General features: G+C 66.4%; 14 protein-coding genes. 8 read left to right on the top strand and 6 right to left on the bottom strand.

Annotation, left to right across the window (positions count from 1 at the left end; translation table 11 throughout):
* Nucleotides 1–52: 52 nt before the first annotated feature.
* Nucleotides 53–373, top strand: coding sequence for a thioredoxin (gene trxA, locus J7500_RS11885; protein ID WP_294061918.1), 321 nt, complete (start codon nucleotides 53–55; stop codon nucleotides 371–373).
* A 157-nt stretch (nucleotides 374–530) separates the two neighbouring features.
* Here the strand turns inward: trxA and J7500_RS11880 are convergent, their stop codons facing one another.
* Nucleotides 531–944 carry a GFA family protein gene (locus J7500_RS11880; protein WP_294061917.1) on the bottom strand — a complete coding sequence of 138 codons (414 nt, stop codon included), beginning with the start codon at nucleotides 942–944 and terminating at the stop codon, nucleotides 531–533.
* Between the two features lie 2 nt (nucleotides 945–946).
* Nucleotides 947–2176 carry a bifunctional glutamate N-acetyltransferase/amino-acid acetyltransferase ArgJ gene (gene argJ / locus J7500_RS11875; protein WP_294061916.1) on the bottom strand — a complete coding sequence of 410 codons (1230 nt, stop codon included), beginning with the start codon at nucleotides 2174–2176 and terminating at the stop codon, nucleotides 947–949.
* 167 nt (nucleotides 2177–2343) lie between these two features.
* Here argJ and J7500_RS11870 point away from each other — a divergent pair, with 167 nt between their 5' ends.
* The 5 genes from J7500_RS11870 (at nucleotide 2344) to secA (ending at nucleotide 6931) form a co-directional block, all read left to right on the top strand.
* Nucleotides 2344–2547, top strand: coding sequence for a helix-turn-helix transcriptional regulator (locus J7500_RS11870; protein ID WP_294061915.1), 204 nt, complete (start codon nucleotides 2344–2346; stop codon nucleotides 2545–2547).
* Nucleotides 2525–2941 (top strand): hypothetical protein, encoded by a 417-nt coding sequence (locus J7500_RS11865; protein WP_294061914.1) that lies wholly within the window; start codon nucleotides 2525–2527, stop codon nucleotides 2939–2941. Before J7500_RS11870 ends, J7500_RS11865 begins: the two co-directional genes overlap by 23 nt.
* 160 nt (nucleotides 2942–3101) lie before the next feature.
* On the top strand, nucleotides 3102–3671 hold the full coding sequence (locus tag J7500_RS11860) for an energy transducer TonB (RefSeq protein ID WP_294061913.1): 570 nt from the start codon (nucleotides 3102–3104) through the stop codon (nucleotides 3669–3671).
* A 136-nt stretch (nucleotides 3672–3807) separates the two neighbouring features.
* Nucleotides 3808–4068, top strand: coding sequence for a hypothetical protein (locus J7500_RS11855; RefSeq protein WP_294061912.1), 261 nt, complete (start codon nucleotides 3808–3810; stop codon nucleotides 4066–4068).
* A gap of 115 nt (nucleotides 4069–4183) precedes the next feature.
* A complete protein-coding gene (secA, locus tag J7500_RS11850; protein ID WP_294061911.1) occupies nucleotides 4184–6931 on the top strand; it encodes a preprotein translocase subunit SecA in 2748 nt (915 codons plus the stop codon).
* 77 nt (nucleotides 6932–7008) lie between these two features.
* Here secA and J7500_RS11845 read toward each other — a convergent pair whose 3' ends face one another.
* From J7500_RS11845 to J7500_RS11835, 3 genes are all read right to left on the bottom strand, one after another.
* The gene (locus J7500_RS11845; RefSeq protein ID WP_294061910.1) at nucleotides 7009–7596 is read right to left on the bottom strand and encodes a hypothetical protein; all 588 of its coding nucleotides are present in this window, start codon (nucleotides 7594–7596) and stop codon (nucleotides 7009–7011) included.
* A 130-nt stretch (nucleotides 7597–7726) separates the two neighbouring features.
* Complete coding sequence (locus J7500_RS11840) at nucleotides 7727–8248, bottom strand: phosphoribosyltransferase (RefSeq protein WP_294061909.1); 522 nt, start codon at nucleotides 8246–8248, stop codon at nucleotides 7727–7729.
* Nucleotides 8245–9261 carry an adenosine deaminase gene (locus tag J7500_RS11835; protein WP_294061908.1) on the bottom strand — a complete coding sequence of 339 codons (1017 nt, stop codon included), beginning with the start codon at nucleotides 9259–9261 and terminating at the stop codon, nucleotides 8245–8247. The genes J7500_RS11840 and J7500_RS11835 overlap by 4 nt, the downstream gene beginning before the upstream one ends.
* 56 nt (nucleotides 9262–9317) lie before the next feature.
* Between J7500_RS11835 and J7500_RS11830 the strand changes: the two genes are divergently transcribed.
* Nucleotides 9318–9527 (top strand): KTSC domain-containing protein, encoded by a 210-nt coding sequence (locus J7500_RS11830; protein ID WP_294061907.1) that lies wholly within the window; start codon nucleotides 9318–9320, stop codon nucleotides 9525–9527.
* Between the two features lie 172 nt (nucleotides 9528–9699).
* On the opposite strand, the gene J7500_RS11825 is transcribed toward J7500_RS11830, so the two are convergent.
* Entirely contained in the window at nucleotides 9700–10803 is a 1104-nt protein-coding gene (locus J7500_RS11825; RefSeq protein WP_294061906.1) for a LuxR family transcriptional regulator, read from the bottom strand.
* A 141-nt stretch (nucleotides 10804–10944) separates the two neighbouring features.
* Here J7500_RS11825 and pnuC point away from each other — a divergent pair, with 141 nt between their 5' ends.
* Nucleotides 10945–11523 carry a nicotinamide riboside transporter PnuC gene (gene pnuC, locus J7500_RS11820; protein WP_294061905.1) on the top strand — a complete coding sequence of 193 codons (579 nt, stop codon included), beginning with the start codon at nucleotides 10945–10947 and terminating at the stop codon, nucleotides 11521–11523.
* Nucleotides 11524–11533: the final 10 nt, after the last annotated feature.

Below are 11533 nucleotides of genomic sequence, written 5' to 3'. Positions count from 1 at the left end.
AGGCGCACTGGCCACATAAGTAAGGCCTCAAGACACTTCAGGAGACACTGCCATGGCCACCTCGGCTGTTACCGACGCAAGCTTCGAAGCGGATGTGCTGCGCGCCGACAAGCCCGTGCTCGTCGACTTCTGGGCCGAGTGGTGCGGGCCGTGCCGCATGATCGCGCCGGCGCTCGAAGAGCTGGCGGCCGAGCTGGGCGACAAGGTCGAGATCGTGAAGATCGACATCGACGAGAATCCCGATGCTCCGACCAAGTACGGCGTGCGCGGCATCCCGACGATGATCCTGTTCAAGAACGGCCAGCCCGCCGCGACTCAGGTCGGCGCGATGCCCAAGAGCGGCATCAAGCAGTGGATCGAACGCGAGCTTTGATGCAGCGCTAGAACAAGACTGTGCCTGTTCCCCGGCGAAGGCCGGGGCCCGGGTGCCATCCTTCGCGGCTCCAGCCGGGAAGGGCATCTCGAAAAATTATCGCAACTGGGCCCCGGTCTCCGCCGGGGTACAGCTTTGGTTCGAGCGAATCCTTCTGTCAGCTCAATCCGCGCGTGTCCGGCCGGAACCGTTCGTGCCGCGGCAGTTCATCGCCCGGCTCGGCCCAGGGAATGCGGCTGGCGTAGAAGATGTGGAACCCGGGCACGACTTTCGCCGGCTCGTCGAGCGTGGCGATGCTGAAATCCAGCGTCTCGGGTTGGTGGTTCACGCGCATGTAGAGCGGCGTGCCGCAGCGCGTGCAGAAGCGGCGGTGGCCGAACTCGCTCGACGCCACGCTGCCGACTAATGCCTCGCCGTCAATGAAGACGAAATCGCCCAGCGGCACGGTGGCGAAGGCCATCGCCGGGCTGCCCGAGTTGAGCTGGCAGGTGCGGCAATGGCACCAGCCTGCGTCATAGGGTGCCGAAAGCAGCCGGTAGCGCACCGAACCGCAGAGGCACCCGCCCTCCATGCTCAGCTCCGATAATCGGCGTTGATCGAGATGTAGCCGTGGGTGAGGTCGCAGGTCCACACCGTGGCGCGGCCTTCGCCCAGCCCCAGGTCGACCCCGATCTCGATCTCCCGGCCCTTGAGATGCGCGGCGACCGGCGCTTCGTCATAGCCCTCCACCGCAAGCCCGCCCCGCGCCACCTGCGTCGCGCCGAAGCGAATTCCGAGCCGGTCGCGCTCGGCGGGCTCGCCGGCCTTGCCGACGGCCATCACGACGCGGCCCCAGTTCGCGTCCTCTCCCGCGATCGCGGTCTTCACGAGCGGCGAATTGGCGATCGACATCGCGATCCGGTGCGCGCTGCGGTCGCTCTCGGCGCCCTCGACGGTGATCTCGATGAGCTTCTGCGCGCCTTCGCCGTCGCGCACGACGAGCAAGGCGAGCTGGTGGCAGAGATCGGCGAGCGCGGCGCAGAAGGCGTCGGCGCCGGCATCGTCATCGTTCGCCAGCGGCGCATTGCCTGCCTTGCCGGTGGCGAAGGCGAGCACGGTATCGCTGGTCGAAGTGTCGCCATCCACGGTGATGCAGGAGAAAGTCTTGCCGTTGGCGTCGCTTAGCGCACGTTGCAGAAACTCGGGCGTAACTGCGGCGTCGGTGAAGACGAAGCCGAGCATCGTCGCCATATCGGGCGCGATCATCCCCGAGCCCTTGATGATGCCGACGAGGTTGACCGTGCGCCCGTCGACCACTGCCTGCGTCACCGCCGCCTTGGCGAAGGTGTCGGTGGTCATGATCGTCGCGGCAGCGTCCTCCCAGCCGCAGGGCTCGGCCGTGAAGGCGGCGGCGAGGCCGGCCTCGCTCTTGTCGATCGGCAGTGGCACGCCGATCACGCCGGTCGAGGCGAGGAAGACGTCCGAAGGCTCGCAGCCGAGGTGCTGCGCCGCCTTGGCGGCGAGATTCTCCACCGCGGCGCGGCCGCGGGCGCCGGTGAAGGCGTTGGAATTGCCCGCGTTGACGACCAGTGCGCGTGCCCGGCCGAGCACCAGCGCCTTGCGGCACCATTCGACTTCGGGGGAGGGGCAGCGGCTCTGCGTCAGCACGCCCGCGACGCTGGTGCCTTCGTCGAGCGTGACGAAGGTCAGGTCGCACCGATCCCACGTCTTGTACCGCGCGCGGGCGACGCGAAGCGTCACGCCGGGGATGGCGGGCAGGGCGGGAAAGGCGGCGGGGGCGAGCGGGGAGCGGGTCTCGGACATCGCGTCCGGATAGGCGCAGAGCGCCGCCAAGGGAAGCGGCAGGTTGGTCAGCTATGGCTGACGAATTGTCAGGTGTTATTGACATCGCGCGTGCTGAGCCGCACAGATGTCACGCTCACCTGACATCGAGTCGCGTGAGCCTGACGGCGGATGGAGGCAGCTGAGGGATGAAGAACCGGCTCAAGGTGCTGCGCGCGGAACGGAAATGGAGCCAGGCCGAACTGGCCGGGCGGCTCGACGTGTCGCGCCAGGCGGTCAATGCCGTGGAGACGGGCAAGTTCGATCCCTCGCTGCCGCTGGCGTTCAAGATCGCCCGGCTGTTCCAGCTCCCGATCGAGGAGATTTTCGATGACGAGCACGCGGATGACTGACGAGAATTGGGGTGAGCGGCGGGCAGCAACCCGTCGGCGGCGGCAACGGACTGTCCATATCGCGCTGGTGGCAGCGGCGATCGCTTTCGGCGTCTTCGCGCCCAGGTTTGTGCCGCCTGGCCCGGGCGCGGCGCAAACCAAATTAATCCTGGCGCTGGGCTATATGGTAGTGATCGCCTTCGGTGCCGGGATGCTGTGGCGCCTTTCGGACGAACTGGAGCAGCGCAGGACCCGCAACGCCTTCGCCGCGACGGGTGTCGTGACCTTCTTCGCCGGGGTGGCGGTGCCGCTTGCGGTGCCCGTGCTCGGGATTGCCTATCCGCTGATGACTGTCTGGGTGCTCGGGCTGGCGGCGTGGGGTATTGCCTATCTCGTCCAGTGGCTGCGCGGCTGAGGCTCCCGCCTGGGGAGCGGGTGGGGGCAATGTATTTTCTGGTGAAGGGCCTTTCGATTGCTGCAGCAGTCCCGGCTTTGCCGATGCAGATCGACTGTGCAAGCTGCGTACTCGACGATTGCCTCGCGTTTCGCCGCTGGCATTCCTTCAGGGGGAATTGATGACGATCGATCCGGACGAGAATGGACCCGAAAACCGTGCCGGCCCCGGCGTGCTTTGGGGAGATAGCCCGGCGCTGCGCAATGCAGTGATCGTCTTGATGGGACTGCTCTTGGGGGTGATCCTCTACGGCGCTGGCATGGCGGTGATGGTGATCGGCAAGCGAGCCTCCGCGAGATGGGGCAGCCTGACCAAAATTGCTGAGAAATTCACCGAAACTGCCGAGGAAGCGCCCCAACGGGTCGAAATCGACCCGGTGCCGGCAGACCTGACCGCTCTACCTCCGGCTCGGCCGCAGGGTGACCCCGCGACATGGTTCTCGACGGACGACTATCCGACAGCAGCGCTGCGGCATGGAACCCAGGGAACCGTGGCATTCGGTGTCGAGGTGGATCGGAGCGGCAATCTGACGCGCTGCTTCATAGTGAAGTCGAGCGGGTCACCGGTACTGGATTCGGCAACCTGTGCGATCATGAGGGAGCGCGCGCGTTTCGCTCCCGCGATCGATTCCGCCGGGCAGCCGGTCCGCAGCCGCTATCTCAGCCGCGTCCGCTGGCAAAGTCCAGAATAGCCGGGCCCTGAGAATGTGGCATCGCCGCCACATTTGTCGGCGAAGTGGAGCTTTTGATTAGACGAAGCGTCTACCAGTCACTATGTCCGCTTCGGTCGCGCTTCGGGCGCGATGCAAGTGGAACGCCGGAGCCGAATTGAACCTGCTTCTCCTCCTGACTGCGCTCTTCGCGAGCCTCACCGGTGCCGGTGCGGGCGATGGCGCAGTGCGTCAGGCGCAGGGCGTTGCAGTGGTGCAGGCGGCCGAAGTCGCGCACGCGGCGGTCGATCCGGCGCGGCGGGCGATCCCGGCGCTGGCGGCTCCGGCCGCTGCGCGCGTCGAGCGGAGCATCCTGCCGGCGAGCGCCGCGCAGCCGCTCGTTGCAACCTATCTGCCTTTCGAGCGTCGGCTCGAATAAGGCCCGGCGCGGCCCGCCGAGGCGCGGCCGCCCTCCCATTCGTTTTTCGCGAACCGCGGGCGCCGGCCAAGGCTGCGCCTGCCCGACCAACATTCAGATACGACAGGAAACACCCATGTTCGGCGGCCTGGCCAAGACCATTTTCGGTTCCTCCAACGAGCGTTACGTCAAGTCGCTCGGAACGATCGTCCAGAAGATCAATGCGTTCGAACCGACCATCTCGGCGATGGACGACGCGACTCTGGCGAACCAGACGGCGGTGTTCCGCGAGCGGCTCGCGAACGGCGAGAAGCTCGATTCGATCCTGCCCGAGGCCTTCGCCACGGTGCGCGAGGCGGCCAAGCGCACGCTCGGCCAGCGTCACTATGACGTGCAGATGATCGGCGGCATCGTGCTTCACCGCGGCGAGATCGCCGAGATGCGTACCGGCGAGGGCAAGACGCTGGTGGCGACGCTCGCCACCTATCTCAACGCGCTGCCGGGGCAGGGCGTGCACGTGGTGACGGTCAACGACTATCTCGCCAAGCGCGACGCGGAATGGATGAGCCAGGTCTATGGCTTCCTGGGCCTCACGACCGGCGTGATCATCCCGAACCTAACCGATCAGCAGCGCCGCGACGCCTATGCCGCGGACATCACCTATGGCACGAACAACGAGTTCGGCTTCGACTATCTGCGCGACAACATGAAGTACGACCGCGCCTCGATGGTGCAGCGGCCCTTCAACTTCGCGATCGTCGACGAGGTGGACTCGATCCTGATCGACGAGGCGCGTACCCCGCTGATCATCTCGGGCCCGACCGACGACAAGTCCGAGCTCTACATGGGCGTGGACGCAGTGGTGAAGCAGCTTCGTCCGGAGGATTACGAGAAGGACGAGAAGCAGCGCACCGTGGTGCTGACCGAGGACGGTACCGAGAAGATCGAGCGTATGCTCGAAGCGGCCGGGCTGCTCGTCGGTGCGAACCTGTACGACTTCGAGAACACCCAGGTCGTCCACCACCTCAACCAGGCGCTGCGCGCGAACGTGATGTTCAAGCGCGACATCGATTACATCGTGAAGGACGGCAAGGTCGTCATCATCGACGAGTTCACCGGTCGCATGATGGACGGGCGCCGCTGGTCCGAGGGCCTGCACCAGGCCGTCGAGGCCAAGGAAGGCGTCAACATCGAGCCCGAGAACCAGACGCTCGCCTCGATCACCTTCCAGAACTATTTCCGCATGTACCCCAAGCTCTCGGGCATGACCGGAACGGCCGCCACCGAGGCGCCCGAATTCTACGACATCTACAAGATGAACGTCGTCACCATCCCGACGAACCTGCCGATCAGCCGCGTCGACGAGGAAGACGAATTCTACAAGACGACCGAGGAGAAGTTCGCGGCGATCGCCAAGAAGATCCGCGAGCATTCGGCCAAGGGCCAGCCGGTGCTGGTGGGCACGGTATCGATCGAGAAGTCCGAGCTGCTTTCCGAATTCCTCAAGAAGGAAGGCGTTGAGCATGCCGTGCTCAATGCCCGCCACCACGAGCATGAGGCCCATATCGTCGCGCAGGCGGGCCGCCTCGGCGCCGTGACGATCGCCACCAACATGGCGGGCCGCGGCACCGACATCCAGCTCGGCGGCAACCTCGAGTTCCGCGTCCATGACGAGCTGGACGGCATGGAGGAAGGCCCCGCGCGCGATGCCGCGATCGAGCAGATCAAGGCCGAGATCGCCGCAGAGAAGGAGCGCGTGAAGGAAGCGGGCGGCCTGTTCGTGCTCGGCACCGAGCGCCATGAGAGCCGCCGCATCGACAACCAGCTGCGCGGTCGCTCGGGCCGCCAGGGCGATCCGGGCCTCAGCCGTTTCTACCTGAGCCTCGACGACGACCTGCTGCGCATCTTCGGTTCGGACACGCTGTTCGCGCGCATGATGCGCTCGAACATCGAGGACGGCGAGGCGATCGGTTCGAAGTGGCTCACCAAGGCCATCGAGACCGCGCAGAAGAAGGTCGAGGCGCGCAACTACGACATCCGCAAGCAGGTCGTCGAGTATGACGACGTGATGAACGACCAGCGCAAGGTCATCTACGAGCAGCGCGCCGACATCATGGACGCCGATGCCGTGGGCGAGGTCGTCGAGGACATGCGCCACGAGACGGTCAATGCGATCGTCGGCGAAGCCTGCCCGCCCAACAGCTATCCCGAGCAGTGGGACGTGGCCGGGCTCAAGGACAAGGCTGCGCTGATGCTCGCGGTGGAAGTGCCCATCGAGGAGTGGATCGCCGCCGAGGAAGCGATCGAGCCCGAAATGGTCGAAGAGCGCATCCGCGTGATGGCCGACGAGCTGGTAGCCTCCAAGGCCACGGATCTCGAGCCCGAAACCTGGACGCAGATCGAGAAGTCGATCCTGCTCCAGAACCTCGACCATCACTGGAAGGAGCATCTCGCGATGCTCGACGCGCTGCGCCAGGTCATCCACCTGCGCGCCTATGCGCAGAAGACGCCGATCAACGAATACAAGCAGGAGGCGTTCGCGCTGTTCGAACGGATGCTCGCCAACATCCGCGAGGATGTGACGCGCACGCTGGCGCATGCCCAGTTCCGCATGGCGCCGCCGCCCGATCTCCCCGAGTTGCCGGACTTCCTGACGACGCACATCGATCCGCTGACCGGCGAGGACAACAGCGGCGACTACGACGCCGCCGCGATGGGCCTGATCGCCAACACGCTGCCGCAGATGGGCATCCCCCAGCAGCCCTCTCCCGAGGAGCTGGGCAGCGATCCGGCGCAGTGGGAAGGCCTGGTCAGCCGCAATGCGCCGTGCCCGTGCGGCTCGGGCCGCAAGTACAAGCACTGCCACGGTGCGCTGACGGCATAAAAAACCTCCCCCGGCGAAGGCTGGGGGAGGCGGTATTTTCGGACGTCCTCCCCGAGCGAACTCGGGGAGGAGCCGTATCAGCGCGACGACGGCATCTGGATCTGCGGACCGAGCCGGTTGAGCACCTCGCGTGCGTCGAAGGCACGGACGTTGTCGCCCGGCTTGGGGCCATGGCCCAGCACGATCTCGGCGACGGCCTCATATTGCCGCACGGTGCGATAGTCCCAGTCGCGGTCGCGCCAGAAGGGATCGTCCCAGAAGGGATCCCAGCTGCGCCAGCCCCAGCGCGGACGATAGAAGCGCCAATAGGGGCTCCAGCCGCCCCACGGTCCGGGTCCGAAGGCGCCGGGCGTACGATAGGTCTCGGTGCGGGTCTCGGTGTCGCGGCTGACCAGGATGAAATGGTCGAAGCCGTGCTGCACGGTGAGCTCAGCGGCGCGGTAGAGCAGATAGCGCTCGACCGTCTCGCGCGCCGTGAGCGTGTTGCCGGCGAAGCTGACGCGGAAGCGGTTGCTTTCGATCTGCTCATCCCAATAGCCGAGCCGCGAGGCGGCGGTCGCGGGCTGATAGGGCGTGGCGGTCATGCAGCCTCCCAGCGCCGCGCTGCCCGCCAGGGCCGCTGCGAGCGCCGCGAGGCGGGGACGCCTGATGATGGCTTTCAGCATGGTTCCTCCGATAATTAGGCGAGGGGCGGGTGCCGATCGCCGAACGAACGCGCGCAGGTGGCCGTTGGCTCCCGCGAGCTGTACGGTAAAGCGTGCTCCTGGCGCGATTGACCGCGCGTGAACAGGGTCTTCACGCGATCCTTTCCGGCACCTCCATCGCGTCTTCGGCCTGTTTTTCAGGGGAGGCCATGGCCTCCCAGGGGAAGATGAACCAGTCCTTCATTACATGGCGGTCGATCTCGCGGAAGTGATAGTCGACGCGCTGCTCCGAGCGGATATTGTCGAGCAGTACGGCGAAGCGGATGTTCGCCGCCTCCGCACCCTGCGCCGCCAGCGCGCCGCGGATCTCGCCGATCGTGCGCCCGCTGTCGTTGATGTCCTCGACGAACAGCAGCCGGTCGCCCGCGCGGGTCCGCGCCGCGAGCACCGTCACCAGCTCCTCGCCGAACTGCGCGATGCGCGCCGAATGATCGATCGAGACCAGCGGCAGGTCCATGCGGTGCGAAAGATACACTGCCGGCGCCAGCCCGCCGCGCCCGACGCCCACCAGCAGCGAAGGGCGCCAATCATCGCCCTCCATCGCCGCGGCGAGCGCGTGGATTCCCTCCACCATCGCATCGTGGGTGAAAGGCGTGAAGACGATGTCGGTCATGCGTGCGCTTCCACATAGGCGTCGAGCCTGGCGAGGTGCGCGGCGACCGCCTCGTCCGGCAGGAAGGAGCCGAGGAAGCTGTTGCGTGCCAGCGTGACGAGCGCGTCGCGCCCAAGCCCGCGGCCCCGTGCGGCGGCGCGATAGTTGTCCGCCACATAGCCGCCGAAATACGCGGGGTCGTCGGAATTGATCGTGGCGCGCAGGCCCAGCGCGAGCATCCGGTCGATCGGGTGCTGTTCCATCGAGTCGACGACGCACAGCTTGAGGTTCGAGAGCGGGCAGACGGTGAGCGTCATCGCCGAGCGCGCGAGCCGGGCGACCAGCCGGGAATCCTCGAGGCTGCGGTTGCCGTGGTCGAGCCGGTCGACATGGAGCAGGTCGAGCGCCTCGTGGACATATTCGGGCGGGCCCTCCTCGCCAGCGTGCGCGACTCGCTTGAGGCCCATTGCCGCGGCTGCCGCGAAGACGCGCTCGAATTTGGAGGGCGGATGGCCGACTTCGGACGAATCGAGCCCCACGCCTTCGATCCGGTCCGACCAGGGCTGGGCCTGGCTCAGCGTCTTGAACGCGTCCTCCTCGTCGAGATGGCGCAGGAAGCAGAGGATCAGCTTCGACGTGATGCCGTGCTTCGCCTCGGCCTCCGCCATGCCGGCGAGCAGGCCATTGGCGACGACGCCGAAAGGCACGCCGCGGTGCGTGTGCGTCTGCGGATCGAAGAAGATCTCGGCATGCACCACGCCGTCGGCCGCGACGCGGTCGAAATAGGCGAGCGCGAGGTCGCGGAAATCCTCTTCGGTGCGCAGCACGTTGGCACCGGCATAGTAGATGTCGAGGAAGTCCTGGAGATTGGAGAATTGATAGGCGGCGCGGACCTCCTCGACCGAGGCGAACGGGATGTCCACGCGGTTGCGCCGGGCGAGCTCGAACATCAGCTCGGGCTCGAGGCTGCCCTCAATGTGAAGGTGCAGCTCGGCCTTGGGCAGGCCGGTGATGAAGGCGTCGAGGTCGCTCATGGTCCGAACATCGCAGGGGCGCCGCGCGCGTGCAAGCGGGAGCACGGGGCTGCTGCGTGCGTTTTCGCCATATGCCTTCAAGCGTGATCCGCAACTGGGACTATGACGCGGCAGCGCACCGCCTCGACATCACCTTCGTCAGCGGCAAGCGCTACAGCTATCACGAAGTCCCGCCGCGCATTGCACAGGGAATGCGCCAGGCGACCTCCAAGGGCGGCTATTTCAACCGCCGCGTGCGCGACCATTTCGCCTTCACGCAGCATTGACGCGCGGACAGCGAAAGGGCCGCACCGGGGCAAGCAGTGCGGCCCTTTCTTTCCGTGAGGACATCCCCCGAAGGCGGGCGGCTTTCCCCTCGTCGCCCGCTCCCTCCCGGAACCGGCTTCGAGATACTGCGCGCGCTGCAGCGAGTCATATCCCATTCGGGGTATGCGGAACCTAGGGCGCCAGCTTCGGGAGGTTGAGCACCGCGCGGACGATCTCCGACTGGCGGCTGACGTCCATCTTCGCGGCGATCGATTTTATCTGGACGCGGATCGTGCCGATGCTGGTCGCGCGCTGCTCCGCCACCTCGGTGGGGGAGAGGCCGCCCGCGAGGAGCGTCGCGATCCCCGCCTCGGCTTGGCTGAGGCCGTATAGCGCGCGCAGATTCCGCTCGGTGCGCGGGCCGCGCTGTGCCGCATCGCTGACCACGAGCACGAGCTGGCGCGCGCCACCGCTCCACACCGGCATCAGCACCGCCGAGCGCCAGCGCCCGTCCGTTCCGCCCAGGAGCAGCGCGCCGCTGTCGGGCTTCGCGCCGACTGCGGCTGCGATCGCATCGGAGAGCTTGGATTCGTCCGAAACGGAAAGCGCGTGGAGGCGTCCATGACGCACCCGGAAAAGCACGCCGCCATCGACCATCGTCTGGGCGAGCCGATTCATGTGCAGGATGCGACCGTTCGAAGCGAGCGTGAAGGTGGCATCGCCGACCTGGTCCAGCGCGTTGGCGGCGGCGTCGCTCCGGCCCGCGCGCAGCTTGCGCCGAACGAGGATCATGCGCCGGATGGGCGAGATGCAGCGCGTCAGCTTCGCGAGCGCCTCCGCATCGAACGGCTGCTGGGTTCGCCCGCGATGGACGGCGATGTCGATACGGATCTCGGGCGTGCGGATCGCTGCGGCGAGCGCATGCATGGTGTCGTCACCGATCCCCCGGATCCACTCGTTGTAGATGCGGCTCGCCTCGAAGCGTTCTCGCGGCACCAGCGTTTCGAGAGTCCAGACCCGGTTGTGCGCCTCGGGCCGCTCGACCGCTGCCGCCCATAGATCGTCGCGAGCGAAATCGCCTTCGAACCGCGCCATGTCTTCGGGGGAGAAATGCCCCGAATAGGAGATTTCCTGCTCCTCTTCGTCGTCGGGCAGGCTCCAGTGCAGCACGCCCGAACGCGCCCCGAGATTATGGGCAAGCCTGGTGGATAGCCGCTGGAACTGCGCGTCGTCGTCGACAGCGTCGAATATCTCTTCGAGAAACAATCCCGCGAACATCATGGGCTTGTACCGCAATGTCGTTGCCTGCGCGAGCGGGGAAAAGACCGGGCTGTTTGGATACGAGACAGGGCTTCGGGTGGAGTCCGGCGTCCTTCCCTTGCTATAATGGGGCGTGGTGGAAGCCGGGGCTTCCCCGGGGCTTGGGGGCTGCGTGGCGTGACGGCGATCGAAGGCGCGGGCGTGATTGCCGTGATCCTTAATCTCATTCTGATCGAGCGGCGCAGCCTGTGGAACTATGCGTTCGGCATCCTGGCATCGGCGCTCTACCTGTTCGTCTTCTACCAGGCGAAGCTCTACAGCGGTGCGCTGCTGCAGCTGATCCTGATCGGGCTGCAGATCTGGGGCTGGTACGACTGGCGCAATGCGCGCGAAGCGGAGAGCGGCGAAGTTCCCGTCGACAACATGGGCAATCGCGCGCGCGTGCTGTGGCTGTGCGGGATCGTGCTCGGCTCGCTGCTCTGGGGCAGCGCGGTCGCGGTGCTGACCGATGCGAGCTTCCCGCTCGCCGACGCGCTGCTCTCGGGCCTCAGCATCGCGACCCAGGCGCTCGTCTCGCAACGCAGGGTAGAAGGACTGCTGCTGTGGGTGGTCGTGAACCTGGGCGCGATCGCATTGTTCGCGGCGCAGGGCCTCTATGCCACCATGGGCCTCTATTTCGTGCTCCTCGGCCTGTCGCTGCATGCGCTTCGGAGCTGGGTCCGTGCGCGTCATACATCCGTCATCGCCGTGCCCTAGCCGCCGCGGC

The organism is Sphingomonas sp. (assembly GCF_017744835.1).
In the GTDB taxonomy this organism is placed as follows: domain Bacteria; phylum Pseudomonadota; class Alphaproteobacteria; order Sphingomonadales; family Sphingomonadaceae; genus Sphingomonas.
The sequence above is the reverse complement of the archived record's forward strand: the minus strand, read 5'-3'. Positions and strand labels throughout refer to the sequence as shown.

Bases quoted from the DNA above. Each gene is read 5' to 3' on its own strand.
- trxA (WP_294061918.1), top strand. From the start codon at position 53: ATGGCCACCTCGGCTGTTACCGACGCAAGCTTCGAAGCGGATGTGCTG.
- J7500_RS11880 (WP_294061917.1), bottom strand. From the start codon at position 944: ATGGAGGGCGGGTGCCTCTGCGGTTCGGTGCGCTACCGGCTGCTTTCG.
- argJ (WP_294061916.1), bottom strand. From the start codon at position 2,176: ATGTCCGAGACCCGCTCCCCGCTCGCCCCCGCCGCCTTTCCCGCCCTG.
- J7500_RS11870 (WP_294061915.1), top strand. From the start codon at position 2,344: ATGAAGAACCGGCTCAAGGTGCTGCGCGCGGAACGGAAATGGAGCCAG.
- J7500_RS11865 (WP_294061914.1), top strand. From the start codon at position 2,525: ATGACGAGCACGCGGATGACTGACGAGAATTGGGGTGAGCGGCGGGCA.
- J7500_RS11860 (WP_294061913.1), top strand. From the start codon at position 3,102: ATGACGATCGATCCGGACGAGAATGGACCCGAAAACCGTGCCGGCCCC.
- secA (WP_294061911.1), top strand. From the start codon at position 4,184: ATGTTCGGCGGCCTGGCCAAGACCATTTTCGGTTCCTCCAACGAGCGT.
- J7500_RS11845 (WP_294061910.1), bottom strand. From the start codon at position 7,596: ATGCTGAAAGCCATCATCAGGCGTCCCCGCCTCGCGGCGCTCGCAGCG.
- J7500_RS11840 (WP_294061909.1), bottom strand. From the start codon at position 8,248: ATGACCGACATCGTCTTCACGCCTTTCACCCACGATGCGATGGTGGAG.
- J7500_RS11835 (WP_294061908.1), bottom strand. From the start codon at position 9,261: ATGAGCGACCTCGACGCCTTCATCACCGGCCTGCCCAAGGCCGAGCTG.